The 26,948-nt window shown below is 45.6% G+C and carries 21 protein-coding genes and 2 tRNA genes; 13 read left to right on the top strand and 10 right to left on the bottom strand.

Features of this window, described 5'->3' with window-relative positions; genetic code table 11:
• Positions 1-104: 104 nt before the first annotated feature.
• Positions 105-175, bottom strand: a tRNA-Gly gene (locus ANPL_RS01220).
• Positions 176-182: 7 nt separating this feature from the next.
• Positions 183-265 (bottom strand) — tRNA-Tyr (locus ANPL_RS01215).
• Between the two features lie 160 nt (positions 266-425).
• Between ANPL_RS01215 and rlmB the strand changes: the two genes are divergently transcribed.
• The 9 genes from rlmB to hemH all read left to right on the top strand — a co-directional run bounded on the left by rlmB (position 426) and on the right by hemH (position 8,752).
• Complete coding sequence (gene rlmB, locus ANPL_RS01210) at positions 426-1,196, top strand: 23S rRNA (guanosine(2251)-2'-O)-methyltransferase RlmB (protein WP_169192995.1); 771 nt, start codon at positions 426-428, stop codon at positions 1,194-1,196.
• Positions 1,197-1,297: 101 nt separating this feature from the next.
• Complete coding sequence (gene cmk, locus ANPL_RS01205) at positions 1,298-1,984, top strand: (d)CMP kinase (RefSeq protein WP_169192994.1); 687 nt, start codon at positions 1,298-1,300, stop codon at positions 1,982-1,984.
• 61 nt (positions 1,985-2,045) lie between these two features.
• Positions 2,046-3,725, top strand: a complete 1,680-nt coding sequence (locus tag ANPL_RS01200) for a 30S ribosomal protein S1 (RefSeq protein ID WP_169192993.1) — start codon at positions 2,046-2,048, stop codon at positions 3,723-3,725.
• Positions 3,726-3,731: 6 nt separating this feature from the next.
• Positions 3,732-4,619, top strand: a complete 888-nt coding sequence (gene sppA, locus ANPL_RS01195; protein WP_169192992.1) for a signal peptide peptidase SppA — start codon at positions 3,732-3,734, stop codon at positions 4,617-4,619.
• 21 nt (positions 4,620-4,640) lie between these two features.
• Positions 4,641-4,928: an HU family DNA-binding protein gene (locus tag ANPL_RS01190; RefSeq protein ID WP_169192991.1), complete on the top strand. Its 288-nt coding sequence runs from the start codon at positions 4,641-4,643 to the stop codon at positions 4,926-4,928.
• 185 nt (positions 4,929-5,113) lie between these two features.
• A complete protein-coding gene (locus tag ANPL_RS01185) occupies positions 5,114-5,410 on the top strand; it encodes a hypothetical protein (RefSeq protein ID WP_169192990.1) in 297 nt (98 codons plus the stop codon).
• A 2-nt stretch (positions 5,411-5,412) separates the two neighbouring features.
• Complete coding sequence (zapA, locus tag ANPL_RS01180) at positions 5,413-5,799, top strand: cell division protein ZapA (protein ID WP_236822861.1); 387 nt, start codon at positions 5,413-5,415, stop codon at positions 5,797-5,799.
• A gap of 490 nt (positions 5,800-6,289) precedes the next feature.
• Positions 6,290-7,516: a hypothetical protein gene (locus ANPL_RS01175; RefSeq protein ID WP_169192989.1), complete on the top strand. Its 1,227-nt coding sequence runs from the start codon at positions 6,290-6,292 to the stop codon at positions 7,514-7,516.
• Between the two features lie 273 nt (positions 7,517-7,789).
• Entirely contained in the window at positions 7,790-8,752 is a 963-nt protein-coding gene (hemH, locus tag ANPL_RS01170; protein WP_169192988.1) for a ferrochelatase, read from the top strand.
• A 74-nt stretch (positions 8,753-8,826) separates the two neighbouring features.
• On the opposite strand, the gene zapE is transcribed toward hemH, so the two are convergent.
• The 4 genes from zapE to ANPL_RS01150 all read right to left on the bottom strand — a co-directional run bounded on the left by zapE (position 8,827) and on the right by ANPL_RS01150 (position 13,463).
• The gene (gene zapE, locus ANPL_RS01165; RefSeq protein ID WP_169192987.1) at positions 8,827-9,897 is read right to left on the bottom strand and encodes a cell division protein ZapE; all 1,071 of its coding nucleotides are present in this window, start codon (positions 9,895-9,897) and stop codon (positions 8,827-8,829) included.
• 304 nt (positions 9,898-10,201) lie between these two features.
• Positions 10,202-10,534 (bottom strand): hypothetical protein, encoded by a 333-nt coding sequence (locus ANPL_RS01160; RefSeq protein WP_169192986.1) that lies wholly within the window; start codon positions 10,532-10,534, stop codon positions 10,202-10,204.
• Positions 10,535-11,533: 999 nt separating this feature from the next.
• Positions 11,534-12,397, bottom strand: a complete 864-nt coding sequence (locus ANPL_RS01155) for an SPFH domain-containing protein (RefSeq protein ID WP_169192985.1) — start codon at positions 12,395-12,397, stop codon at positions 11,534-11,536.
• Between the two features lie 133 nt (positions 12,398-12,530).
• On the bottom strand, positions 12,531-13,463 hold the full coding sequence (locus ANPL_RS01150) for an ankyrin repeat domain-containing protein (protein WP_169192984.1): 933 nt from the start codon (positions 13,461-13,463) through the stop codon (positions 12,531-12,533).
• 104 nt (positions 13,464-13,567) lie between these two features.
• Between ANPL_RS01150 and ANPL_RS01145 the strand changes: the two genes are divergently transcribed.
• Positions 13,568-16,168, top strand: coding sequence for a UvrD-helicase domain-containing protein (locus ANPL_RS01145; protein WP_169192983.1), 2,601 nt, complete (start codon positions 13,568-13,570; stop codon positions 16,166-16,168).
• A 21-nt stretch (positions 16,169-16,189) separates the two neighbouring features.
• On the opposite strand, the gene ANPL_RS01140 is transcribed toward ANPL_RS01145, so the two are convergent.
• On the bottom strand, positions 16,190-17,176 hold the full coding sequence (locus ANPL_RS01140; protein WP_169192982.1) for a quinone oxidoreductase family protein: 987 nt from the start codon (positions 17,174-17,176) through the stop codon (positions 16,190-16,192).
• Positions 17,177-17,494: 318 nt separating this feature from the next.
• The gene (locus tag ANPL_RS01135; RefSeq protein ID WP_236822891.1) at positions 17,495-19,903 is read right to left on the bottom strand and encodes a type I secretion system permease/ATPase; all 2,409 of its coding nucleotides are present in this window, start codon (positions 19,901-19,903) and stop codon (positions 17,495-17,497) included.
• A gap of 178 nt (positions 19,904-20,081) precedes the next feature.
• On the opposite strand from ANPL_RS01135, the gene ANPL_RS01130 reads away from it, so the two are divergent.
• From ANPL_RS01130 to carB, 3 genes are all read left to right on the top strand, one after another.
• The gene (locus ANPL_RS01130; RefSeq protein ID WP_169192981.1) at positions 20,082-20,258 is read left to right on the top strand and encodes a hypothetical protein; all 177 of its coding nucleotides are present in this window, start codon (positions 20,082-20,084) and stop codon (positions 20,256-20,258) included.
• On the top strand, positions 20,258-21,070 hold the full coding sequence (gene folP, locus ANPL_RS01125) for a dihydropteroate synthase (RefSeq protein ID WP_169192980.1): 813 nt from the start codon (positions 20,258-20,260) through the stop codon (positions 21,068-21,070). The genes ANPL_RS01130 and folP overlap by 1 nt, the downstream gene beginning before the upstream one ends.
• Positions 21,071-21,322: 252 nt before the next feature.
• Positions 21,323-24,592: a carbamoyl-phosphate synthase large subunit gene (gene carB / locus ANPL_RS01120; RefSeq protein WP_169192979.1), complete on the top strand. Its 3,270-nt coding sequence runs from the start codon at positions 21,323-21,325 to the stop codon at positions 24,590-24,592.
• 25 nt (positions 24,593-24,617) lie between these two features.
• Here carB and ANPL_RS01115 read toward each other — a convergent pair whose 3' ends face one another.
• On the bottom strand, positions 24,618-24,980 hold the full coding sequence (locus ANPL_RS01115) for a hypothetical protein (protein WP_169192978.1): 363 nt from the start codon (positions 24,978-24,980) through the stop codon (positions 24,618-24,620).
• 537 nt (positions 24,981-25,517) lie between these two features.
• The gene (fumC, locus tag ANPL_RS01110; RefSeq protein ID WP_169192977.1) at positions 25,518-26,909 is read right to left on the bottom strand and encodes a class II fumarate hydratase; all 1,392 of its coding nucleotides are present in this window, start codon (positions 26,907-26,909) and stop codon (positions 25,518-25,520) included.
• Between the last annotated feature and the right edge of the window lie 39 nt (positions 26,910-26,948).

Here is a 26,948-nt window from a genome sequence, read left to right as displayed (position 1 = left end):
GTCTACGTGCCCTATTGTCCCCACATTTATATGCGGCTTCCTTTCTTCTGCCATACTACTAATACCAAACAACAAAACTACAACACTACACAAAATAGCAAACGAGCGGGTAATGGGAATCGAACCCACCCAGGCAGCTTGGAAGGCTGCTACTCTACCACTAAGCTATACCCGCACAACCGTGGAGGAGGTAGGATTCGAACCTACGAACGCGTAAGCGGGCAGATTTACAGTCTGCTGCCTTTGACCACTCGGCAACCCCTCCTCTGAGACTAAGCCCAAAGCAACATCCTCTGTAATAGCACATAATTCAGAAAAGCAATACAAAAAACCACGCTTCATTCCCGAGTTGCTTCAAAAAAAATTAACTCTACAATACACAGAGCATAAGTTATGCAAAAATAGCTGGCTTTACAACAAAAACTATGAACCGCGGCAAAGATAACAAACTCATCTGGATTTACGGAAGGCACGCGTGCCTTGCTGCGCTGCATAATGCGCGTCGTAACTGCTTAGAGTTGTTCATCTCCGACAAACACTCGAAAAAATATGCTGATTTGCAGCACATGGCTAAATCGCGGGGTGTTTACGTACAAACGGTAGGCGAGCATAAGATTGACTCCATGCTGGGCAACGCAGCTGTACACCAAGGTGTCGCTTTGCGCGCCGCCCCACTATTCGGGCGAAGTGTACCTCTGTCGGTGCGCGTGGAGGATATCGTCACAGACGCGGGAAAAACCTCCACTGTACTCCTATTAGATGAGGTGTCTGATGTGCATAATGTAGGCGCAGTGCTGCGCTCCGCAGGTTGCTTTGACGTTGATGCCGTCCTTTTGACTGAACACAATACTCCATCGGAAAATAGTGGAATGGCCAAAGCCTCGAGCGGCGCCACTGATGTAGTGCCTGTAGTGTGCATAGGTAACCTGGTGAAAACTCTCGATTACCTGAAGCAGGAGGGATATTGGTGCTATGGATTCGATGCCGATGCCGACAATCTACTGCATGAAGTAAAGTTCAGCGAGCGCAGAGTCATTATAATGGGATCTGAGGGGAGGGGAATGCGCAACCTGACCAAGAAGCATTGCGACCATTTGGTTAGAATCCCTATATCAGAGAAAATAAATAGCTTGAATGTGTCAAATGCTGCAGCAATTGCTATGTATGCTGTTGCGCTGCAAAATCAGGAGGTGTAGCATGCAACGCGGGATGGGCTGGGATTCCATGTTGACGTTTGCAACGCGCGAATCGGTGTGTATTGCCTGTTGTTTACCGTATAACAACTCAGGACCTAGCCATGGAAAGTGATCAATCGGGAGATTTGGCGACGCGCCGTGGGGTGGTAATTGCCATAGATGGCCCCTCTGCCTCAGGTAAGGGGGAAATCGCTCGCAGGTTGGCTTCAAGGTTGGGGTTTACTCACCTTGATACTGGAAAGCTGTACAGGATATTTGCTGCAAAGTTCGCTGCAAAATATGGTGAAAGCATTGCTAGGAAAGAAAAGGTGTGTATTAGCTCAGAGGACGAGCGCAAGATGCTTGATCTACTCACAGATAACAGTACAGCATTGGGAACTGAAGAAATTAGTAAAGCAGCTTCCAGAATTGCCAGAATTGCTGTAGTGCGTCAGGCACTAGTGGGACTGCAAAGGCAGCTAATACTTACATCCGAAACAGGAATAATTGTCGATGGAAGGGACATCGCTTCAGTGGTATATCCAAATGCCGATGTGAAGATCTTTATCACCGCACAAGTCTCCGTAAGGGCCCTCAGAAGGTATAAACAGCTAACGGGTCGCGGCAATAGCTGCAGGAGCATGTATAAAACGGTACTGCTGGGGATGCTACGAAGAGACATAAACGATTCGTCGCGCAGAGTGGCCCCTTTGACTAGAGTTAAAGATGCATTCTACCTGAATACTTCCAACATGGACATCGAAAAAACACTCCTTCTATTAATGAAAAAAATAAAAACCTTCTTGTAAAACTGCGTGAACGGTATATCATTGCCACTCGTTGTTTTTCTTTGTTTTTTGGGCTCTGTTTATGTCATCAGGTGCGGGTTTGCAAGGTAATTCTTCTGGTAGCATTAGTGTAGTGCAGTCTAATAAATTTGTGAGTCACGCTTTTGACGAGGTAGATTTTAATGAGACTGATTTTTCCAACACGCTTTCGCAGCTTCTGGCTGGGGGGCCTAAAGAGGGGGAGATCATAGAAGGTACAGTGATCTGCATGGATAGCGGGTACATAACTGTAGACGCAGGCTTGAAGTCTGAAGGCGTTGTCTCATTGAGGGAATTCGAGCTTGGAGACGGTAAGCAGGATGTTGCTGTTGGCTCCAAGGTCAAGCTTTACTTAGAGAAAACTGAAGGAAAGACCGGTAGCGTGATCCTGAGCCGTGAGAAGGCCGTGAGAGATGAGTTGTGGCAAAAACTAGAAAAGGCTTCAGAGGAAAACCTAGATATAGAAGGTGTGATATTTGGCTCAATCAAGTGTGGTTACACTGTTGACGTGGGCGGTGTAGTTGCCTTCTTGCCTGCGAGTCATGTTGGTCTTCGTCAGGTTAAGGATATAACTCCTCTGCTGGGCAAGAAGCAAAAGTTTCGCATCTTGAAAATGGATAAGAAACAAGGCAATGTTGTGGTTTCGCGGAAGGCGGTGCTTGAGGAGTCTCTTGCAGATGCGAAGGATTCTTTCCTGAATCAGCTCGAGGAGGGAAGCATCGTCGAAGGTAAGGTGAAGAGCATCACTAAGTACGGCGTGTTCATTGAGATCCACGAATCACCAACTGTGGGTGTTGTCGATGGTCTTTTGCATATAACGGACATTTCGTGGAGTCGCGTAAGTCATCCATCGGCGGTGTTCTCCTGCGGACAGACCGTTCGTGCAAAAATCATTAGAATAGACAGGGAAAACAGAAAGATTTCATTAGGCGTTAAGCAGCTGGAGGAAAGTCCGTGGGCTAACGTCGAGGAAAAATATCCTGTGGACAGCGTACACAAGGGTATTGTCACCAGCATCGAAGACTATGGAATATTCGTGGAGTTGCAGAGTGGTGTCGAGGGGTTGATCCACGTTTCAGAAGTTAGCTGGGTAAGAAGTCACTTACCTGTGAATCAAATTTTCATGCGTGGAGAGGAAGTAGAAGTTAAAGTTCTAAGCATCGATGCCGCAAAGAACCGTATGAGTTTGAGTATAAAGAGATGCAAGGAAAATCCTTGGGAGGCCTTTATAGCCAAGCACCCTGTTGGCTCGGTAGTAGACACAAAGGTGCGTAGTATAAGTAACTTGGGAATGTTTGTGACCTTGCTTGATGACGATACAAATTCAGGCATCGAAGGGCTTATTCGCTCTACTGAGCTGAGTTGGAATGGCTCTCCAGAGAGTGCCCTCAAGAAGTATAACGTGGGTGATTGTCTTAAAGCCAAGATACTCATGGTAAATGCAAATAAAAACAAAATCGACTTGGGTGTAAAACAGATTGAGTATGATCCGTTCCTGGGGCTTTTGCGAAGAATAGGGCTAGGTGAAAAGATACCTGTGACGGTGTCTAAAGTCTTGGAAGACGTGGGTGTTCTGGTCGATGTCTTCGAGGGTTCAGAAAGTTTTAATGTCCTCGTGGAACAAAAGTATATACCAGATAACAAGAAGTTTTTTCCTGGAGATAGGGTAGAAGCTGAAGTTCTGATGATGGGAGCGTACAGTCTTGTTTTGTCCTTGGAGTAGGTTTGTGTGTTCGATTATTTGTTGAAAATTGAGGCCCTTGGGTCCAAGTTGAGGGTGTGGAGGTCCGTTTTTTTTCTTACGTTGGGTCTGTTGGTTGTTACTGCATCCCAGGTTGACTACTCTAGGCTCGCCCTACCCAAGGTGTTTGGGAACAGCTACATCGCGCGTGTCAATGTAGAGGGAGCGATTAGTCGAAATCGGAGCAGAGATGTGCTAATGGAAAAGATAGCACGCGATGATGCAATCAAGGCTGTATTGTTAAGAATTGACAGTCCTGGTGGGACTGTGGGAGATAGTGAAGTTTTGTATCAACAGCTGCGTGACATTGCCGCGAAGAAGCCGGTTGTTGCAGTTATGGGAAACGTGGCGGCATCAGGCGGCTATATGATAGCGCTGGCAGCCGATCATGTTGTTGCGCGCAATGGTACGATCACGGGGTCGATTGGAGTTAGGTCTAATTACATAGGTGTTTCACAAATAGCGAAAAACTTGGGAATAACGCTCCGGACAATAAAAACTTCGGAGCATAAAGGCGCTGGCTCACCATTCGAGGAAATGAGCGAAGGCTCGATAAAGCTGATGCAAGAGGTGGTGGATGATTTCCACAGGTTTTTTGTTGGCTTGGTAATGGCTCATAGGAACATGACTGAGGCAGAGGCGCTTAAGGTGTCGGATGGTAGGGTGTTCACAGGGTCACAAGCTTACAACGCGGGGCTGATAGACGAGATAGGCGGGGAGCACGAAGCGTTGGAGTGGCTTAAGGAACACAAAGAGGTCGATATAAATATCCCTGTCAGGGATTTGGAATATAGGCATGGAATTATGAATGCTGAAGGGCTTCTCTCTATGCTGTCCACGGCTTTCGCAGAGTTTTTGTATCATGGTAGTGTGTAGTTTTATCGGTGAGATCTTTGTATGACTTTAAGGTCTGATTTGATTAGACGTTTGGCTAGGCGTAATAGCGCTCTTGGGGAGCCTGTGGTTGCACAAATACTGGACATATTTTTCGGTTCTATCTTGCAAAGCATCAGGGAAGAAACAAGAGTGGAACTACGTGGGTTTGGGTCGTTTTCGGCAAGAAATTACGTGTTACAAAGCTCGACAGAAGGTCTGCATAAAATGAGATATAGAAGGATATATTTTCGCCCGAGTGAAAAGCTGATCAAGGCTGTAAACTCAGGAAATTCTAAGTCAGAAAATTAGCCGCTAAGTCCGCTACTCGCGTCGCGGTAAAAACAGCACTGTACGCCAGGAAAAACTCGTCGGCGGCGCTGGGGGTTTACGCAATCACCATATTGGGCGCAGTTGTGGGAGCTGGCTCGTGAAAATTGTTGCAGACTTAGATTATCTGTAATACCCTCTGATCCGGTTTATTATTCGGCGTCTTGTTGGAAGTGGAGGATATTAGGGAATACTCTGAAAGCTTGCAACGCTCGTTTAGGGAGCTGGAGAGAGCTCTAGCTGAGTGCAGCGTACGAAGTAACGGTAGCCTTGAGTCTGGTGCTGTAATAAATCTGGAACTCGAAGGTAAGGTCAGTGAACTTACTGTGCGCAATGAGGCTCTTGAGCACGAGTTGGTTGCTCTACGGCATACTTACGATGGCCTGCTGGTGACTTACAATGAGCTTTTGGGAAGGTTGAATGCTGCAATAGAACTTGTAAAATCTATTCTGGAACGAGAGTAAAGGTGTCACCAAAGGATAAGGCTTTGACTCAAATAATTGACGTATCTCTCAGAGGGAGTGTCTACAAGATAGCATGCCACGAGGGGGAAGGTCACCGCCTCGTAGAGCTTGCTGATCGACTCAATGCACGTATTGACGCTGCAGTTCCTAGCTCTACGCGTAGCAAAACTGCAGACATTCACTTGCTCCTGCTAGTAGGTCTGCAATTGGAAGACAGGATCGAAGAGCTCGAGAACGATCTCAAAGCCGTTGAGAACAACCTAGCTGATCTCAACAAAATGTACGAGCAGGCTGTGCAGGAAAAGGGCTATCTAAAAGAACTGCTGGTCCATAGCATCTCTAAAACTGACGAACTTACCAGTATGATCAAGAATAAAGATCTGACGTAGCTTGCCCCGTCAAACCGCAAGAATATCACTCGTTATGATATGTAAGGGCACAAGGGGTGTTTTGAAGCAACCTGCAAAACCCACGAGTTTAACGTCGTAAGCGAACAAACCTTGTAATTTGTTCAACACCTAAAGCCCCCTACACGGACGACTCCCTGGCGTTTACGATGCTTTTATGCGCACTGATGAACGCTTAAAGGCCCTGGACACACTACAGACACCCAGTAATACACCAACAATGCGCAACGCTGCAAAAAACAAAGTTCTGATAAAAAGGAAATTATCCAAAATTTTTATTATATAATGGATAATATTCTTTTATAACATAGTAAATAATGCTATTATAATGGATATATCATTATTTGCTTTTCATGTCATAAAATTTAGCATGCGTAACTGTTTTCTTCCAATACGTATTAGATAGTAAGTAAAAATTTGACATGCATGACAAGCTCAAACACTATTTTGATGTTCACTTTTGGGAGGGAATATGCCAGAACAATGTTGTTCACAGGCGAGAAAACAGTCGCAAAGTCGCGCTAGTAAGCTAGCAAGGTTTGCAAAACAGTCAGTGCTATGCGGAATTCTTGGTTCAATGAAGTTCTTGATCGCACTTGCGGCATACGTGCAGGCGTATGCCTTTCTGATGCTCTGCAAAGGAAGCATGGATCCCGCTCCTGCTGAGGTTTTAAGAGCAAATAAGGAAGCTGCGAAGACAAACTTGAAGCTGGGCATGTTGCCTGCAATCGAGATGTTTCTCCTCGCGCCTGCAATGTTTGTTGGATTGCATGTGTTCTTGAATGTTGGAATGATATACTGTCTTGCTGCCTGTTGGGCATTGATGTTTACAGTATGTTTCACAGTGCGAATAGCGGGTATACTCACAAGCTGTCCTGCAATTAAATCTCCGCTGTATGGAGAAGGTTATCCTTTCCCGGTAATGGAACACAAGAACAAGTCCGCTCTGGACCCAGGGCTCGTTGCGTACGATAAGGATGCAGAATCGCGGGTGTCTGTATCAAAAGCGTGTGCTATTGCGCTCGCATTTGTGCCTTTTAGGCTTTTAACCGCCGTGGCTCAGGCAGGGCTACTCGTTACTGAAGCTATGTCGCTGCTAGTGGTATCGATATCGGATGTGTGTATTGCCATTTACCGTGGTTTTTCAAGCAAAATGCTTTCATCGAGCTCACAACAACGTGGTTCGACAAACTTCCAAGCGTCTAGAGAATCTCTGAAGTCCATCTCATCGCTCACAAAAACGTTTATGACAGATTTGTTGTGGGTTATGACTTTTGGGATGTCCGGGGCAATCAGTTTGCGTGACGCCACTAGGATTGTAAGCGTCAATCCCCTATGTGCTACAGCGTCAACAGAGAGTCCCTATCGAAGCTCATCACCTGTCGCAGGCGGTGAAAGTGCTTCACATTCTGAAAACACTGAGAAAAAATCATGCTGTCAGGGAAAAACTGCGTCGTCACCGCAGACCATAACCCCTGGAGAAACAACACAAACAGAACAGCCTGCAGAAGCGCCAGCGACTCTGCAGTCTGCGACAAGCACATCTTGCTGCAGTCTTAGACAAGATGTTGCCATGAAAACAAAATTACACGACACCCCTAAAGCAACACCAAATATCCCCTCGGAGGTCAACCAATTGTGCGACACTATGGACGTAAGATCATGCCCCCTGTGCGCAACTATGTCAGGCAACAGGTAGCCAAACGCCGCATACAACAGAAAAACGCTAGAAACAATTACTATCGGGAAGCCAATAGCGCGCCGGGCCGCCTCCATTAGTAGTACTAGAACTATATAACAGACCTGGGGTGGCTACGATGATACATGCCCCACTCCTGGGCAGGCACTAAAACCCTTCTATCACATATACAACTACATGGCTTACAACTTAAAAATGCAACACTAGCTTATTTCTCTTGGAGTATAGTGCGTTCCCCTGTACGATGACGTGTTGAACTAACCAATTATAAATATGCAAAAACAGAAAGTCGCCGTGGTACTGCTAAACCTAGGGGGCCCCACTGCACCTGCGGAGGTTGAACCGTTCCTTTTTAGCATGTTCAGCGATAAGCACATTATGGATTATCCAAAACCAGTGCGGTTATTGCTTGCAAAGGTCATTTCAAAGCTACGAGCAAGAAAGTCACAGAAGATTTATGAACACCTGGCAGGTAAGTCTCCCATTTTGCAGGAAACCGAGCAACAAGCTCTCAGTCTTGAAAGGCGCCTGTGTGGTGACGCAACACGTGAGTACAAAGTTTTCGTATCCATGAGGCATTCGAAACCACATTCGCAAAACGTGCTTGACGTTATATATTCCTGGAGCCCAGAGATCGTTGTGCTCCTGCCTCTGTACCCTCAATATGCCTCCGTCACAACACAGTCATCCATCGAAAATTGGTACAGCAGCATGCATCGATCGGGATACATGCTATTCACGGATATAATTTGGCATTTTTTCAACCATCCTAAATACATTGAATCCCAGTGCAAGCTGATACTGGATAAATATAAACTGGCACAGAAAACTGGTAGAGCTCCCCGTGTACTGTTCTCTGCACATGGACTGCCATGCTCCTTCATAGAAAATGGCGACCCCTATAATCAACATATCTTACATGCTGCGGAATTGATTGTGAAAAAAATGGGTCTGCCAGCTCTTGATTATTCGGTGTGCTACCAAAGCCGTGTAGGACCGGTGAAATGGCTGGGGCCTTCCACGGAATCCGAGCTACTGCGGGCAAAACGTGACGAAGTCCCAGTAGTCGTTGTACCACTTTCTTTTGTAGCAGAAAACTCTGAAACCCTTGTAGAGTTGGATATTGAGTACAAAGTCTTAGTGGAGGAAAACATGTTTTACCGAGTCCCTACTCCAGGAACCGAAGAATCGTTTATCGAGTGCCTTGCTGACCTGGTATTTAAAAAAGTGATGTAGCCTCATGTTATGATGCGGATACTGATTATCTTTTTATTCGCAAAATAACCGAATGTCAGCAGCAATTCCGAATGTTACCAAGCCGCAGAGCTCATTTCCTGCAATCTGGACATTGCACGTTTAATATCCACCGTTGGCATGCCGTCATAAAGCATATTTATCTCTGTGGAAAGCGAACAAAATAGACGACTCTTGCTCTCATATAACTCATCTATAAGCACAATGAACCTGTGCATTTCGTTCTGCGAGTAGTGACCAAATACAGGGATGTTTTCTATAAAAATGGTGTGAAAACTTCGCGCAATTTCCTTGTAATCTGCAGCCCACATGGGATTTTTACCACCGCAAAGATCATCAAAACAAACGTACACAATGCCCTCGTGTTCCATGCCAAGCTCAACTCGGCGGCTACCAAGAATTACTACTGCTTGCTTGGCCTTAGCTGAGCCCACGATGTAGGCAAAATGCTTGCGTAGTTTTTCGTCGGCACCATTGCCAATGTAAAATCGGCCACGATCTTCAGAACCCTTTACCTCTCGGTAATCGCGGTTGCCCGACAGCGAGATAACCTCCATCTTTTCCATGATAAGGTCAATTGCGGGAAGAAAAAGTTCCCGCTGAATGCCATCCTCATACAACTTATTAGGATGATAGTTAGAAGTCATCAGAATTATCATATTGCGGGAGAACAAGATACGAAACACCCTATGGAGAATCACTGCCTCGCAGACGTCGCGCACTTGCATTTCATCCAAATATAATAGGGAACAGTCTCCCACTAGTCTATCCATAACAGACATCATTTGGTCTGCATCATTAGGCTGTTTCAAACTTTCAAGGTGTAACAAATCATGTACTTGCTTCATGAGGGTATTATAGTGCATGCGACGCTTATGTTCTATCCCACAACACTCATAGAATAAGTTCACAACAAGCGACTTTCCTCTACCGACATCTCCGTATAAATACACTCCCCTCTTGGGGAGTGCAGGGTGTTGTTGCCAAAATTTCCACCATTTGTGTAACCCATGCGCATACCCCTCCAAACTTCTGAGTACATTTACCTGGAGTTCATCAAACATAATCGCGTTACGATCTACCATTTCGTTGTACCGCTCAAGCGCACCCTTAACCTGTCTGTCCATTAATACACCGCTCACAAAAAAAGATTTACTTAATACTCAAGCTCACACATCAAAATATCACGTTCGTGTAACGATAACGCAGATTTCTGGATTTCTGCCTCGAATTGTATATTGCCCATTCTCTTAATTGAAGACACAATTTGCTCGCCAAAAAACTCTTACCTTTAGTGATACAATACTGAACCTGATATTCTAACAGTCCCCGCCCTAGTCACAGAAGTAAAATTCCCGATCAACGAAACTGTGACAAATTTAACGGAATGCTAGGTTATCGCCTTTCCTCTGGAAAAAATATATTTGATTTCTATTTCTGTTTTTTAAGTGACTTTGATAACATGCCGCGCATTTTGTTTCTTACGTATACGGGGTTATATCCCGCTAAATGGCATACGGTGATGAAATCACTGTGCATATCGTTAATCCAGTTGTAAGCTTTCGTTTTTTCTAAGTTGTTTTCGGTTCTTTTGTAGTTGGATGTAATATCGATAAATGCTTGCAAAATAACCGCACCCCACAATGATTTGTATCTCGTATTTTCACTAAGTGTTTCTCCATCTTCTAAGTTATAGGAACGATCCGTGGAAAATCCTTCATATACCCCGCAATAATTATAAAAATTCAACAAATCAGAATTCATTTCTGTCCCTTCAGATAAAAATTGAATGATTCAAAACTTAGGTAAAATAAAAAATCAAGTTATGTATTGTTCCGCGTTTCGTCTTTTTCTATATGTAGCAACAGGCATTTTCCCTTTGGTTGCTACTTTTATGTTTATGAACTTTGTGATATAATTATATCGGATATTTCCTAAAAGCTGATCAAAAATTACCTACACCTGTCAAAGAGTGTTACTTTCAACGCTCGGCATGCTCTTGGTGCAAGCACTCAGATGTAGTTATGATATAAACTAGCATTATGGGATCTATCATATTAGACCAACTTGGTAGTAGATCATGCGGGAAATTGGCAGCGACTGGCTATATGCAAGACACATACTGATGTATAAAACTCCTCGGAAGCGTCTCTAGGTGTACTTTTGCTAAATTGCGACACAAGACTGTGTTCGCCTTCCCCGTGGTTGTGCTGAGCCGATGGACGAACAAAAATGAGATTATGAAACGCTTTGGAAGGTACATTGTATAGGTGGATCGCACACCACACTAAGCAGTGTTGCCATGCTTTTGAATGCAAGTCAGCACTAAGAACGTGAGGGTAGGGGTTGCTTTGCCAACTAGCGGGACTGCTGTAATCTAATGCAAAATCACTGCTCGTTGCGTGAAAGTCGGAATCGGTAACACGCTGAAGAAGTATTGCGTCGAGACATAAAACATGCGACACGGCAAGAGGTGTTCAGAAAAATTGCATATGCGTTAACTCCTGGCTGCAACACAAAAAACGCCTTCTGTAGCTTAGCACAGAGGGGTATGTTGTGGAAACATACGCAGCGTCCCCTGGTTTGGTAGAAACTAACACACTCCTCATTGTTGTCATGGAACCGCGCATGACTAGGATATTTACTCACTGATTTCTGCCAAATTACTATGCAAATTGTTTTTACCAACCATAGCTTTTGTACCAGCATGGAGCACGACACCTAATACTGCGCCACCACCCTACTGGTAGCCGCGAAAACATGCTACTCGATGCTGATGACAGGTTGTGTGTCGCTATCGGATACCAATGCCACAAGCAAGTTGTTAACAAATTTCACTTTCTGGTCATCAGTTAGGCTTATTTTGTGCTGACTTTCCAGATGCAGAAGGACGTCATCTACTATATTGACTGCATTTCTTACTATGTGGACGCGTGCTTCGGATATTGCCTTGGCTTGCTGCCTACGCAACATAACCTGCGCTATCTCTGAAGAATATGCAAGATGTGATATTCTGGCATCTTCTATAGAGATTCCTACTATACCCATACGGTCCTGCAGCATTAGTTTTAATTTTTGTGATATTTCCGCAAAATTTTGCCGCAGGGACACCCCTTCGCCGGAGTCGTAAGGGTAACTACCTGCCAATTCGCGAAGAGCAGTCTCCCCCTGCACAGATATGAACCCCTGATAATTTCCTATATTGAAGCATACTTTTTCAGGACACGTAACCCGCCACACAACGGCTGCAGCAATCTCTATAGGATTGCCTTCCGCGTCATTTACCTTCATTACGGAAGTATTTGTGCTCTCCACCTTCAAAGAAACATTTCTCTTCACCGCATACGGGACTGAAAACAGCAACCCTGTCTTCGATGTAGTACCTATATATTCGCCAAAAAACTCTACCACTTTTGCATCATTTGGACCGTTGATAAAAAAGCAGCATGGCATAACAGTGGTGACTATTAAGCCCCATAAAGCCGATGGTATAATTACCGATGCTGCAAAGTCGCTCGTGACACAGCACGCTGCAAGCATAACCGTCACAATACCAATGAGGACTATTGCGGCATACCCGTTCATGCAAAATAAGTTTTTGCTCACTATGTTACGGACACCTTTCATATTATCACCTGCGCTCATGCTATGCCTTTAAGTTACCCGAATTAAGATACGAAACTCGATAGATACTAGCAAAGGAAACAAAGAAACGTGGTTTTATATCCGTAATTTGCCTAAGATTGCCTTAAGGGCATTGCTACCGCTGTGACTGGGGCTCTCTGCCCTCTTCCGCTTCAACATTGTACTGAACTTTGATTTCTGCTAGCGCGTTGATGATCTCCGTATTTCCCCTGGAAATCGCTATACTAAGAGGAGTATCTCCGCTATTGTCTTTGGCGTTAATATCTGCACCTATAGAGAGTAAGTAGCGCACGACGTCCAGTGAGTCATTTTTCACTGAGTGAATAAGCAGGTTATCTCCATCTTTTGTTCTAAGATCTTCCAGTAAGTATTTTACGCTATCACCCAAGAGAGTTAACTCGCGCAATAATGCCATCAAACTTGGTAGATTATTCGATCCTGCACAGTAAAATGCATTTTTATACAACCCTTCAATAGTCTGAAAACTTGGAAGATGCGAATTCTCTTTACCATACTCCCCAAGCTCAACCAGGGGATCAATGTGACGATGCCTGCTTTTGAAGACTCCATTTTTGCCGTCTGTAGATGACTTCCTATTATCCCCCTCGTTGCCATATTGTCCCATTATTGGCACGCCATCTTCCTCTCTTTCACCATCGGATTCTTCCAGTATATCAGTTTCTTCTGCACCATCTTGAAAAGCGCTACTTTGTTGGGATTTACTTACAACTTTCCCGTTCACCACCTTTGCTCTAACCCCAGGATACTTCACCATTCCGGTATCTGTCTGAGGGAAAGGCGGCACAGTGACAGCGCTATCCCGCTTGCGACGTTTCAACACATTTTCCATGTCATCTACGTGTTTATTCTCGTAGTTTTCATAGTCAAATGGTTGTAATCCGATGTTTCCGTAAGTGTCAGCTGTATCCAGCTCTTGCTCAATTTGGGGCTCTAAGTTTTTTTCAGGCCTATCCGAGACGCTTGCGTTACTATTCCCGTTATGGAGCGCCACGACGCTTAGCATTACGATAAAAAAAACTCTCCCCACTGCATGCATGTTCCGTTACTCTCTAGCGTTAGATTAATCCTACCGTTCTACTCACAAAGTGTGACTTAATGATTAACATAAATATTTAAGAAATTAAAATAATAATGCCTGTTGAACATTCAAAAACTGACACACCACATGAACGCGCTACAGACCCATCACGGGAATTTGTATGGATAAGTGCATCTGCTGGCTCAGGAAAAACAAGGATGCTGGTGCATAGAGTCATCAGGCTACTATTGGCAGGTCAGGAGAACATATTATGCCTGACTTTTACCAATGCCGCAGCACATGAAATTAAAGAAAGAATATTCCTCATGGCTCAGGAATGGCTGCGCATGCCCGACCACGAATTGGAACACGAGCTACGAGAAATCTGCTATCAAAACGCCTCGAGAGAGCTCTGTTATCGGGCACGCAGTCTGTTTTTTGATGTATCGAAAAAGCTCAAGGTCCAAACTATTCACGGCTTTTGTAAATCGCTAGTATCCTCTTTCCCCGCTGAAACGGGAATTGCAGCGAACTTTATGGTGAAAGAGCTGTCAGAAGTGCTACCAAAAATATTCTCCCAGCTCCTTTCGAATAGCTCAGATGTTGCCGAACATCTCTCGCAAATCTCATGCGACGTCAAAGAAAGCGCTCTATACGAGCTTATTTACAAAATAATGAGCAAACCCCATCAGCTGGAAATGCCTGGTAAGGAGCCTGGCGTTGCAGCACCTGTGCCAGACTCACTTCGCTGTCCTGAAGATATTTTAAACGCTCTTAGCGACGGTGGCATCCGTGATCGCAAAACTCATGCAAAGTTGCACGCCTGGAATGCCGCTGAAAAGAAGACACATCCTCTTCTGGAAGAGTATCTGAAAACCTTTATCTGTCTTGATTCACTGGAAAAGAAGGACATATCCGGCATAGTAAGCAAAACAGCCCTGAAAAATTTTCCAGACGTTTTCCAAACTATCTCCATAGAACAAGACAAGCTACAGGTGTTTGCTGATAAATATTACACTGAAAGGATTTCTAAGCGTACAGCCCACATCTTGCAAATAGTACGACACTGCAAAAAGCTCTATGAATACGATAAGCAAACATCGAAGTACCTAGATTATCACGACATAATAAACCTGGCGTTACAACTTATCTCCGACCCTGATAATAGAGATTGGGTCCTCTATTGCCTAGATGGACAAATAGACCATCTTTTGGTGGATGAATCACAGGACAACAGCCTGGAACAGTGGCACATCGTAGCTGGCCTCTGCAGCGAGTTTTTCTCTGGTCTTGGCAGCAATACAAATTTACGCACTTTATTTGTGGTCGGCGATGTCAAACAATCCATATACGGCTTTCAAAACGCACGTCCTGATTACTTTCACCTTATGCACCAATATTTCTCGAGGCAAAGCACAAATTCTGTAACCATCCACTTAAATGACTCTTACCGGTCTACATTGCCAATATTGTCACTGGTTGACAAAGTATTCAATAAGTTGCGAGAGCAGGTGTCTTTCAAGTCAGAGGAAATCAGCCACACAACGAAAAGGGGTATGGAACCTGGATACGTTGAAATTTGGCCGCTTTTGCCAACAGAGCGGCGCTCAAAGGCCAATTTGTGGGATTATTTCGACTCCACCATCGAACTGCACAACAATTCGGGAAATTCCATCTTATTGGCACAAACAATTGCTCAACGTATTCTGTCATGGCTAGAAAATTCCCGTTTCCTTGCAGCAAAAAATCGGCCCATTACCGCCGGCGATATTTTGATATTAATACGCCATAGGAGCCCTTTCGTAGATCATATGGTGTCGGAACTGAAACGGGTGAATATTCCGGTTACTGGCAGGGATAGGTTCAACATCATGGATTATGTTGTCTCGCAAGATTTGGTAAATCTAGGAGAATTTTTACTATTACCCACTAACGACCTGGCATTGGCCACTTTGTTGAAATCTCCAATGTTTCGATATAAAGACTCAACTCTGCTAGACATAGCCAACAGTTGTACCGAAATACGGCCGCTATGGCATAAACTGCAAAAATTCCCAGAATGTCAACAAACTGCGGAATACCTAACCACCATGATAGACATATCTAGAACGCACACTGCGCTGGATCTATACTCCCTAATCCTCTCTCAGCATAGAAAACAGTTTGTAGAATGTCTGGGAGCACAGTCTGAAGAAATTATGGAAGAGTTCTTGAACTGCATCGTTAAATTTCAGTATGAGAACCTTAATACGCTGGAGTCGTTCATCTACTGGATAAAAAATACATCACCAACAGTGAAGGGCAAAACTAATGCTTCTAAGGATGCTGTTAAAATCATGACAATTCACAGTGCCAAGGGAATGCAGTCGCCCGTGGTGTTCCTGCCAGACACCACTACTATCCCAAGGTGTGACCTGCAGGTAGTTTTTGATGCTCAAAACAGACCATTCTGGTGCGCTGGAGACACAAATTTTCATTGCAAACAGCTGAAACTATTGAAAAAACAGGAAGAATACAACGAGTATCTGCGTCTGTTATACGTGGCCATGACCCGAGCAGAGGACGAGCTTTACATTGCAGGGCTAGGCAATGCAAGTAGCAAGTCCTGGTATGATATCGTGGTAAATGTTGGCCAGGAAATCTTTGAAAAAAAGGTCGCAACCCTGCAGCCTATGTTCTCAGAACCGGTGGACATAATGTATGTGAAAAGTTAGGACTTACACACGAAAATAAGCCTACGACCCCCTATTCATACTTATAGCACAAGCACCAACTAGCTTTCTATCCTCCAAGTCCTTATGCGCTGTGGCAATTTCGTCAAAAGAGTAGGTTCTGGCTACATCTACCTTAATGTACCCGCGCCTTATTACCTCAAAAATCTCCATTGCAGTTAAACCCAACTCTATTCTGGATTTCTTGTAGTGGTGGATCAAAGGTGCGGTTATGAACCACGATCTAGCACTCAACATAGACATGCTAACGTTAGGTATGGGACCAGATATTTGCCCATAGGACACGTACAAACCAAACATGCTCAACACACTGAACGATAAGTGGCTTACATCCTTGCCTACTGGGTCGTACACTACATTTACTCCATTGCCCCCAGTAATAGACATTATCTCCTTAGCCACGTTAGGATCGTTCCGGTTCACAACATAGGCGCATCCCACAGACTTGGCCACGCTCACACCTGATGCAGAGCTTACCGCACCTATCACTTTACACCCTCTATGATTAGCCCACTGACAGAGTACTCCCCCAACGCCTCCAGTCACTCCGTGAACTAAAGCATATGTACCCTGACGAACAGCATACACCCTGTGAGTAAGGTAGTGCGCGGTCATTGCATTGAATAGATTGGCAGCAGCAACCTCATCGCTGAGCAGATCAGGAATTTTAAACAAGTATCTCTGATCTATGATTCTGGACTCCGCGTAGGCACCACCTCTTGCAGTGCAATACCCCACCCGATCGCCAACTCCTATAGCTTCTACATCAGATCCAACCTGCCTAACAATCCCTACGGCTTGCACACCTGGAGTATATGGCAGAGCAGCTCCCTTTCTCAGCCCTGCCCTGCACTCAACATCAAACCTACTGAGACCTACAGCAACATGATCAACAAGAACTTCACCTACCCCTGGCTCCCCAATATCTTGGTCAACATATTTCATTACGCCGGGACCACCCGTTTTCTCGACAACAACAGCCCTTGTCATAAGCCCACCTAACCTACTGCCACCATATTACACACAACTGTTAACAAAAGGCAAAATACACAAATAGCACAACGCACCTCCTACCTAGAAGGCGCTACCAATATCCACAACTAAGAAGCTCACAAATCTGCACAAGCCTAGTGTTAAGCTACGCAGCGTAGGTCATACAAATTATGAGCTGAGAGCCAGTTTAAATCATCCCCCAGATTCACCGATATTATCTTGCCCTGACGAGGCATCGGAATGCATTTTAGTAGATCTCTTCTTGTCTTGTTTACCTGCTGATGAGAGATCTTGTTGCAATTGGGAAACAGCCTCTTACTCAGTAGATTCCCCGGCACTGTCTGTACTCTGCCCCGCATTGCCGCTCTTAACTTTCGCGCCAGTGCTGTCGGGGTTTTTCACAGTTAGAGGTCTACCACGCTTAGGCGCACTTGGCTTATCGCTGTGTTTCCTCAACGCAGCAACGCTCTGTATTTCCTCTGCACTATTTGAAGACGCCTGTAGCGGCTGTTGCTGTATAGTAGCACTCTGTTTCTCAGATAGTGGAGCACCCTTTGTCTCACGCACAGCGTTACCTTCTTCAGCTTTTCCTTTGGAAACGTTGGAATTCCTGGCACTGACAGCTTGCCGGGACTCTCCCACTTGCACGCTGTCTTTACCACCAGGAGCTACACTTCTTCTGCGTTCTTCCTCCGTACTATTTGAAGACATCTGTTTCTGTTGTTGCTGTGTCTTGGCGCTCTGCTTCCAAGATACCTCAGTACTTTCCACGTTTTGCGTTACTTCTTTCCCTGTAACTTTTTCTTTGGAAACAGCAGAATCTCTAACAGAGACATCCACACTACCCGTAGATACCTTAGCTTGCACCCCGCTAGCGCTTACCACGGGACTTCCCTTAGGTGCTGGATTGTTGCCCATGGCCACAGGCTGCTGCGTAGGATTGCTACCCTCTGTTCCCCCAGCAACCGGAGCCTGAGGCAAGGAAGTCCGCAGTGCAGGTGCCGGCCCATGACGCGTCGCATCTGTTACCTGAGGAGGTGTTGGAGGCTTGCTAGTGCACCGGCTTAAGATTTCATCCCTATCCCCGATGGAACTCAGCATTCCATCATCCATAACTATAACCTGATCCACAACACTCAAAATCTGCATTTTGTGTGTCACAACAAAAGTGGTTATTCCCTGCTGTTTAGCATAAACCAGAGCTTTCATCAGCCACGCTTCTGCCTTCCCGTCAAGATTGGCGTTAGGCTCATCTAGCACCAAAAGCCTTACATCGCCATAAAATGCCCTGGCTAGCCCTATCATTTGTTTCTGCCCCCCTGAGAGAACAATGCCACCGCTCCCGATTATGGTGTCATACCCATTGGGAAACTGCAGAATCATCTCATGAATGCCAGCTATCATCGCCGCTTTTATTACTTTTTCTGGATCAGGATTGGGTACCATGCGGGCAATATTTGTTTTGACGGATGCATTAAACAGCTCCACATCTTGCGGAAGGTAACCAACATGATTACCAAAATCCTCTCTAGCCCAGGTATACACATCAGCTCCGTCAAGTCTAGCAACCCCAGATATGGGCTTCCAAACCCCAACTATAAGCTTCACTAGAGTGGACTTTCCCGAAGCACTCGCCCCAATAATACCTACACTCGTTCCAGGCTTCACATTGAAAGTAACACCCTTGATCGTGGGCTTTGATCCCCCATAAGGAGTAAAAAACACCCTATCCATTGACACTTCACCCTTAGGCACCGGTAAAGCCATAGACTGCTCACGTCGTGGCGCGGATAATAACAGCATCTGCAATCTGCGGTACGATATACGAGCAGATAGAAGCATTTTCCAAGTATTTATCGAAGCCTCAAAAGGAGCTAAGGCACGCCCCATAAGTATAGATGCTGCTATTATCCCACCAGCAGTCTTGTGCCCATGGATAGCTAACCACGCCCCTACCCCTATTACTGCAATCTGCAGCACCGACCGTGAAAACTTTGTTACGCCCATTATCGCATTAGAGCGGCTTTGCGCTCTTATCTGTAACTCCCTGTTTTGGTCGTTTCTCGATGACCACTCCGTCACTATATGGCCGATCATCCCCATCGCTTCCACGACTTCTGCATTGCGACTAGCGACGTCTATATACCCAATATTGCGGACATTCTCTTCGCTCGATTCCTGCATTATTTTTTTGGTAGCCAGCTCATTCCAGATGGCCATGCACACTAATAGTATTATCCCAACCACCGCAATCATCCCAGTAACAGGGTGTATCATAAAAATTGCCACCAAATACACAATTGCCCAGGGCATATCAAATAGGGAGAAAATGCCCATCCCTGTGAGAAAACCTTTGACAATACCCAGGTCTCTTACCGCCTCTCCACTTGCAGAAGAGCCCTTAACCGAAGTCAAACTTATGGCCTTAATTATGAGGTCGGGCGTGGCTTCCCTATCTATCCAATCCGCAACCTTTGCCATGGTTAAAGAACGGCAAACGTCTAAAAGTGATGAACATACCAAAGCAGCCACCGTGACGATGCTCAGCATCATAAGCGTGGAAGTGCTCCCACTGGATAGAACCCTATCCAAAACCTGCGAGGTATATAAAGGCAAAAACAGCGCCAAAATGTTTATGGCCGAGCTGAACCAAAAAACAAACCAGAATACACTTTTACACTTTTCCAACGTCTGATAAAGGATGCTTTTCTTAAGCTCCTTCATGGCTGCAAAGCCAAATTTCACACCTTCCACAAACACTCCTATATATCACGGGGCGTACACCAAAAATTTGAGTCCCCGTTAGGTCTGGATATTACTATAAAAATTCACTTATCATAAGGTAAATCGGTGTTGTACATTACGGTGGCGTAAGATATAATCGCCGAAAAAGTGGCTTCACATGCGATTGTTCGTTGTTGTTGTGTTGGCGCTGCTGGCGGTTTTGTCGCTGGTGGCGGGAGTTGTGCTTTCGTCAACGGGTGGTCGTTTTTACGAAAAGTACAAAAATAAGATCATGCTGTTGCGTGTGATATTGCAAGCCATAGCTATAGGTGCTGTTGTCATACTGGTCAAGTAGTGAGCTCATCTTTTGATGACACAAGGATTTTGGGTATCCTGAATGTCACGCCGGATTCCTTTTCGGACGGCGGCAAGTTCTTGCATGTAAAGGGCGCGCTGTCGCACGCCAAAAAGCTTATAGCAGAGGGAGCGCATATTGTGGACGTAGGTGCCGAATCAACCGCCCCTGGAGTGTCACCAGTAACTCATGAAGAAGAATGGCAAAGGCTAGAAAATGTGTTGCCCGAGGTGATCGCTCTTGCCCATGGGGAAGGAGTTGAAGTCAGCATTGACACCAGACATGCAAAAACCGCAGAAAAGGCCTTGAAACACGGCGTAGATATAATCAATGACCAAGGGGGGCTTCTGGATCCTGAAATGGTCTCGGTAGCAGTAAACTGCAGCGCCAAAATTATCATAATGCACCACTTCGGCATACCTGTGTCGAAAAACGCATTCCCAGTATGCAATTCTGATAAACTCGTGCGGGAAATCATTGGTTGGTTACTTGCACGCGCAAAAACACTCTGCGAGAACTGTGTTGATGAAAGGCGCATAATACTGGATCCCGGAATAGGGTTTGGCAAAACACCTGAACATTCTTGGCACATAATAAAAAACATAGGCGTTTTTACAAAACTGGGGTTTGACATTTGCATAGGACATTCGAGGAAATCTATGTTCTCAGCCGTAGATGTCGTGTTGGAAGACCGCGATCCTGCCACAGCAATTGTGGCATCGTACCTTGCGCAGCAAGGAGTTAAATACATACGTGTCCATAATGTAGCACTTACTAAAACTGCCACAAAAATTGCTAGCTATCTCAAATAGCGAAGGGTATTCAGGATGTGCGGCTCGTTGTACAACACTGCGGTACGTCTTTTACCCGTGTTCATTCAAACACGCATCCCCATTAATACGCTTAGGTGGCGCTAATGGCGTGCAACAACGAAACTTACCGCCTGTTTTGGGCTTATTGCAGGTCGTAAAAGTCAGAACTTATCAGTGTTGAGCAGCAGTACGTTTTTGCTTTTTGTGAACATTAGTAGTAACATGCTCGGAATTCGTTAAAATGTAGACAAGATGCCGAAGCGCACAGATATTGAAAGTATCTTAATCATAGGAGCAGGTCCGATAGTTATAGGACAAGCATGTGAGTTCGATTATTCCGGAACGCAAGCATGCAAGGTGCTGCGAGAAGAGGGTTACAGCACCATACTGGTGAATTCCAACCCCGCCACAATAATGACGGACCCTGATCTTGCGGACGCTACGTATATTGAGCCTATAACTGCAGAGTTCATCGAAAAAATCATAGAAAAAGAAAGACCAGATGCATTACTAGCCACTATGGGGGGGCAAACTGTGCTGAACGTGGCATTAGAGCTACATGACAGGGGAACGCTTGCCAGATACGGCGTGGAAATGATCGGCACAAGTCATACAGCTATAAGAAAAGCAGAAGACAGGGGCCTATTCCGAGAGGCAGTGCATAAGGTAGGTGCTAAATGTCCGAAAAGCGTGGTCATTAAGGAAGGCGCGGATACAGATGCAGTGTTGGAATACATTGGCCTGCCTGCAATAATTAGACCGTCCTTCACTCTGGGAGGAATAGGGGGAGGTATAGCGCGCACCAAGAGCGAATTCTACTCGGCGATAAAGCACGGCTTTGCGATGTCTCCAAGCTCAGAAGTCCAAGTAGATGAGTCAATCATTGGATGGAAAGAATTTGAAGTAGAAGTAATGCGCGATTGCAAGAACAACTGCATAGTGGTGTGCTCAATAGAAAATATCGACCCCATGGGAGTCCACACTGGAGACAGCATCACTGTTGCACCTGCAATTACCCTGAGGGATGAGGAATATCAAAAGATACGCAGTATCTCCTTCGACATTCTGAGAGAAATAGGAGTGGAAACCGGTGGGTCCAACGTGCAGTTTGCTGTGAACCCAGGAAAAGATGGGGAAATTGTAGTTATAGAGATGAACCCCAGGGTTTCTAGATCTTCCGCGCTTGCTTCTAAGGCAACAGGGTTTCCTATAGCGAAAATAGCGGCAAAACTGGCCGTAGGATACACTCTAGATGAAATTGCTAATGACTGCGCGGTCTCTATCCCCGCATCCTTTGAACCTGTTATGGACTACGTGGTTGTAAAGATACCAAGGTTTGACTTTGCAAAGTTCAGAATACCCAACCAAGAGCTGTCAACTTCCATGAAGTCTGTAGGAGAAGTTATGGCTATAGGAAGATCGTTTTCTGAAGCTATGCAAAAGGCGTTATGCTCTCTCGAGGTTGGCTACACTGGTTTTAACGAATACTTTGATAAAGATACAAGTGTTGAGAACATCTGTGCAGCGCTTGCAAGCCCTTCCCCCAGCAGAATACTAATGATCGCAGATGCAATTCGCATGGGAACAAGCATCAAAAAAATCAATGAAATAACCGGGTATGATGCGTGGTTTCTCCAACAAATAGCCGACGTAATATCTTGCGAACAGGAGATTCGCACTCACGGTCTTCCATCAACTAAAGAAAGACTACTGCACCTGAAAAAGATGGGGTTTTCCGATTCCAGACTTGCAGAATTAGGCAATGTAGATGTGAGGCAGGTCGAAGAACTGCGCGAAAAGTTGTCAGTGCACCCGGTATACAAGCGCATTGATACATGTGCTGGGGAGTTTAAGACCAGCACTGCGTACATGTATGGCTGCTATGAAGGAGATGCGTTCAGTGCTCCGGAATGTGAGTCTCGGGTCACAAACCGAGAAAAGGTAATAATTTTGGGAAGTGGGCCTAACCGCGTCGGCCAGGGAATAGAGTTTGATTACACCTGCGTGCATGCAGCATTTACTGTCAAACAGATGGGCTTGGAAGCAATAATGATCAATTGCAACCCCGAAACCGTGTCCACAGACTATGATACTTCTGACAGGCTATATTTCTCACCGATAACAGAAGAGTGTGTGCTGGACATCATAAGAAATGAGTCAAAAGGAAACGCATCCGTACGGGTGATAGTCCAATTGGGGGGGCAAACTCCTCTGAAACTTGCCAGGGTGTTGCACGAGCGATCGATAAACGTGGTAGGCACCGATTTTAGGTCAATAGATATCGCCGAAGACCGGATGAAGTTTCAACAACTCCTACAAGAGCTAGGGCTCAAACAGCCACATAGTACAACTTGCAACTCCGCCACTGAGGCTTTGGCAAAAGTGGAACAAGTGGGATACCCTGTGCTGCTGCGTCCCTCTTACGTTCTAGGAGGACAATACATGGCCGTCGTTCGAGACCAAGCGGCTTTCCTTACTTATCTGGATACCCACAAGAAAGCTTTCAACTCCGGATCATTGCTAATAGATGAGTTCTTGACAGATGCCTATGAAGTCGATGTGGATGCGGTATGTGACGGGGAGAAAGTATATATAGCAGGCATTATGGAACATGTTGAAGAAGCCGGAATACATTCCGGCGACTCAGCGTGCTCTATACCTCCTCACACTTTCAATCAAAAAACTAAAAAACTAATCACGCAGTATACAAAAAAGCTGGCCTTAGCCTTAAACGTTAAGGGTCTTCTGAATGTCCAGTATGCCATTTATGACGGGGCGATATACGTGCTGGAGGTAAATCCCAGAGCAAGCAGGACTGTCCCCTTCGTAGCAAAAACCACCGGCGTACCCGTAGCAAAAATCGCGACCGCCGTCATGCTAGGGAAAAAATTATGCATCGACAAGGACACCTGCGAAATCGCTTATACTGCTGTTAAGGAAGCGGTGTTTTCTTTCTCAAGATTTGAAAGTGCAGACCCGCTACTGGGCCCAGAAATGAAATCCACAGGAGAAGTAATGGGCATAGACGAAAATTTCGCAATGGCTTTTATAAAGTCCCAGCTTGCAGCGGGATACGCGCTTCCTAGATCGGGAAATGTTTTCATATCAGTGAAAAATAGCGACAAACCCGGAGCAGCTATCCTGGCGCAAGAGCTAATAACACTAGGATTCAACCTTTTCTCCACAACCGGAACAAACAGATATCTAAGTGAGCGAGGAATTCCATCAACTCATGTAAACAAAGTACGCGAGGGTGGAACTCATATAGTTGATATGCTAAATGCCGACCAAATTGTTATGGTAATAAACACATCAGAAGGAGCCAAGACTGTCTCCGACAGCGCAGACATACGAAGAACAGCTATGATGAGAAAGATCCCACACAACACAACGCTTGCGGCAGCTAAAGCAACTGTTGTTGCACTACAGGGGCTACACAGCGGCCAAATACCACAGGTAAAGTCGATACAGGAGCACTACGAAGACAACTCAAAGAATCAGAGCAAGTGCGAAGCTAAATAATGGAAGGAACAGAGCGAAGCTACTACTAAGCTTCGCCGCCTTTAGAAGACTGAGCAGCCGATGACGGCACGGACGAACCCCCGCCGGGAGCACCGTAAACCGCCCTTTCAAGTTTGAGAATTCTACGCTTAACTGCCCTCAGCTCTTCACGAAACTCTTCCCTGAGTTCATCAGCCCAGCCGCCGTCATGTGCTTGCTGCGCATCCTTATCGTCAGCAGCAAGTTGCCCTGCAACTTCACCACTGCCCTGCAAGCCAGAAGCAAGAACCTTCTCCTGCATCTTCATAATAGAAGCAACGACATCGTCGAATTTGCCATCACCGAAAACTTCTTTAACGCTTCCAATGCACTGCCTAATGATCTCCTTATATTCGTCGTTTTCCGACATAAACACCACCGAAGAATGCCTCCCAAGGCCTCTAGGGTATCACGCTGCTACGCGCGTGTCAATGACAAACTACAATGTCATCCTCCGCACAATATCTTAATTTTTTGCATCAAAACTTCATCAGCCCCCAGACTATACCGCATCTTTAAGGGAGGCGTTGTGATTGGGTGCTATGTTTCTGAAGGAAGCGTTAGCCGCGGTGCCGTGATAAGATCCCGTCGTTCTGTTTCCGAGTGGTTGTGCTGGTAAGTCCTTTGAGTTGGTCATCGACGAGGTCTCCCGTTGTCGCCAATCAGTTATGTGAGATTGCAGTCTGTCAGCTCTGCGCTGGGCCTGGTGGCCAGCAGTTTGGCTTTTTGCGTGCATATGCTTGGTAGCGTAAAGAGTGGACAGGTTAGAGTTTTTTGTTGCAGAAAACCTGCCCTTACTTTTGTAGCATTGCGGAGGAAGACCATTGCAAAACGGGCAACCAATTCCTCCCCCCTAATACCACTGCCACAAACAATGACTGCTCAAAGTGCGGGACAACCCATGCAGCTACTCGCTGGGAGCAATCATCTTTGCAGGATCTACTATGGAGTCAAAATCTTTTGCGTCTACGAGATTTAAAGACGCTGCTGCCTCCTTCAAGGTCACACGATTGTCAAACGCATATTTCGCCACCTTTGCCGCATTGTCATAGCCGATGTGCCGGTTCAGCGCAGTTACCAGCATAAGCGACTCCCCCAGTAAACTAGCTATGCGTTCAAGGTCTGGTTTTATACCGGACACACACTTCTCCGTGAAGCTAAGCGCCGCATCAGATAATAACTTTACCGACTGCAAAATATTGTACGCTATGACAGGCTTGAAGACGTTGAGTTCAAAGTGGCCATTGGAACCACCAATAGTTACCACAACATGATTACCCATAACCTGTGCACAAACCATGGTCATCGCTTCGCACTGAGTGGGATTCACCTTTCCAGGCATTATGGAAGATCCGGGCTCATTAGATGGCAATACAATTTCCCCAATCCCACACCTTGGCCCCGAGGCCAGAAGACGTATGTCGTTAGCAATTTTCATGCAACTCACGGCAAGAGTGTTAAGTGACCCACTTAGCTCCACCAATGCATCATGTGTCGCCAAAGCTTCAAATTTATTTTCTGCGGTTACAAACTGCAGCCCGGTTATACGAGAAACCTCTGTCGCAAAATCCTCGGCAAAACCCTTTTTAGTATTGAGCCCAGTGCCAACTGCAGTACCACCTTGCGCAAGCTGGTACACCCCCTGCAGGGCTGACTTGATACGCTCCCTACCCTGCCTAATCTGGTACTCATACCCTGAAAACTCCTGACTCAGAAGCAGCGGCGTGGCATCTTGTAAGTGCGTCCTACCCACCTTCACTATTCCCGCAAACTCTTTCACCTTTGCCTGAAAAGCCTTCTGAAGGATCTCTAAACTTGGCAAGAGACTTTTCTCTACTGCTACGGCTACAGCTATGTGCATAGCAGTCGGAAATACGTCATTAGATGACTGAGAACAATTAACATGGTCATTAGGATGAACAGGGGCCTTACTGCCCACCTTCCCCCCAAGCATTTCGATAGCCCTGTTTGCAATAACCTCATTGGCATTCATGTTTGTTTGGGTTCCAGATCCGGTCTGCCAAACTACCAACGGAAATTCCCCATCATGTTTACCATCGACAACTTCTTGCGCCGCTTTACATACCGCATCCCCTACTTGTTCAGTTACGTTACCGAGTGCCATATTAACCCGCGCTGCCGCAAGCTTCACTATACCCAAGGCCCGCACCAACTGTAGTGGTATTTTTTCATCCCCGATTTTAAAATTGCCTAGAGAACGCTGTGTTTGCGCTCCCCAATAGCGGGCAGCAGGAATCTCTACATTCCCCATGCTATCGGATTCAACCCTAGTATCCATAACAGAACCTCAGAACAATCTGAGCCCAATTCTACAGCT

It is taken from the genome of Anaplasma platys (genome assembly GCF_012790675.1).
Lineage (GTDB): Bacteria > Pseudomonadota > Alphaproteobacteria > Rickettsiales > Anaplasmataceae > Anaplasma > Anaplasma platys.
Note: the sequence above shows the minus strand (reverse complement) of the source record. Positions and strands in the feature narration are given on the sequence as shown.

Coding starts and splice junctions, on each gene's coding strand:
- rlmB (WP_169192995.1), top strand. CDS start 426: ATGAACCGCGGCAAAGATAACAAACTCATCTGGATTTACGGAAGGCAC.
- cmk (WP_169192994.1), top strand. CDS start 1,298: ATGGAAAGTGATCAATCGGGAGATTTGGCGACGCGCCGTGGGGTGGTA.
- ANPL_RS01200 (WP_169192993.1), top strand. CDS start 2,046: ATGTCATCAGGTGCGGGTTTGCAAGGTAATTCTTCTGGTAGCATTAGT.
- ANPL_RS01190 (WP_169192991.1), top strand. CDS start 4,641: ATGACTTTAAGGTCTGATTTGATTAGACGTTTGGCTAGGCGTAATAGC.
- ANPL_RS01175 (WP_169192989.1), top strand. CDS start 6,290: ATGCCAGAACAATGTTGTTCACAGGCGAGAAAACAGTCGCAAAGTCGC.
- hemH (WP_169192988.1), top strand. CDS start 7,790: ATGCAAAAACAGAAAGTCGCCGTGGTACTGCTAAACCTAGGGGGCCCC.
- zapE (WP_169192987.1), bottom strand. CDS start 9,897: ATGGACAGACAGGTTAAGGGTGCGCTTGAGCGGTACAACGAAATGGTA.
- ANPL_RS01160 (WP_169192986.1), bottom strand. CDS start 10,534: ATGAATTCTGATTTGTTGAATTTTTATAATTATTGCGGGGTATATGAA.
- ANPL_RS01155 (WP_169192985.1), bottom strand. CDS start 12,397: ATGAAAGGTGTCCGTAACATAGTGAGCAAAAACTTATTTTGCATGAAC.
- ANPL_RS01145 (WP_169192983.1), top strand. CDS start 13,568: ATGCCTGTTGAACATTCAAAAACTGACACACCACATGAACGCGCTACA.
- ANPL_RS01140 (WP_169192982.1), bottom strand. CDS start 17,176: ATGACAAGGGCTGTTGTTGTCGAGAAAACGGGTGGTCCCGGCGTAATG.
- ANPL_RS01135 (WP_236822891.1), bottom strand. CDS start 19,903: ATGAAGGAGCTTAAGAAAAGCATCCTTTATCAGACGTTGGAAAAGTGT.
- ANPL_RS01130 (WP_169192981.1), top strand. CDS start 20,082: ATGCGATTGTTCGTTGTTGTTGTGTTGGCGCTGCTGGCGGTTTTGTCG.
- carB (WP_169192979.1), top strand. CDS start 21,323: ATGCCGAAGCGCACAGATATTGAAAGTATCTTAATCATAGGAGCAGGT.
- ANPL_RS01115 (WP_169192978.1), bottom strand. CDS start 24,980: ATGTCGGAAAACGACGAATATAAGGAGATCATTAGGCAGTGCATTGGA.
- fumC (WP_169192977.1), bottom strand. CDS start 26,909: ATGGATACTAGGGTTGAATCCGATAGCATGGGGAATGTAGAGATTCCT.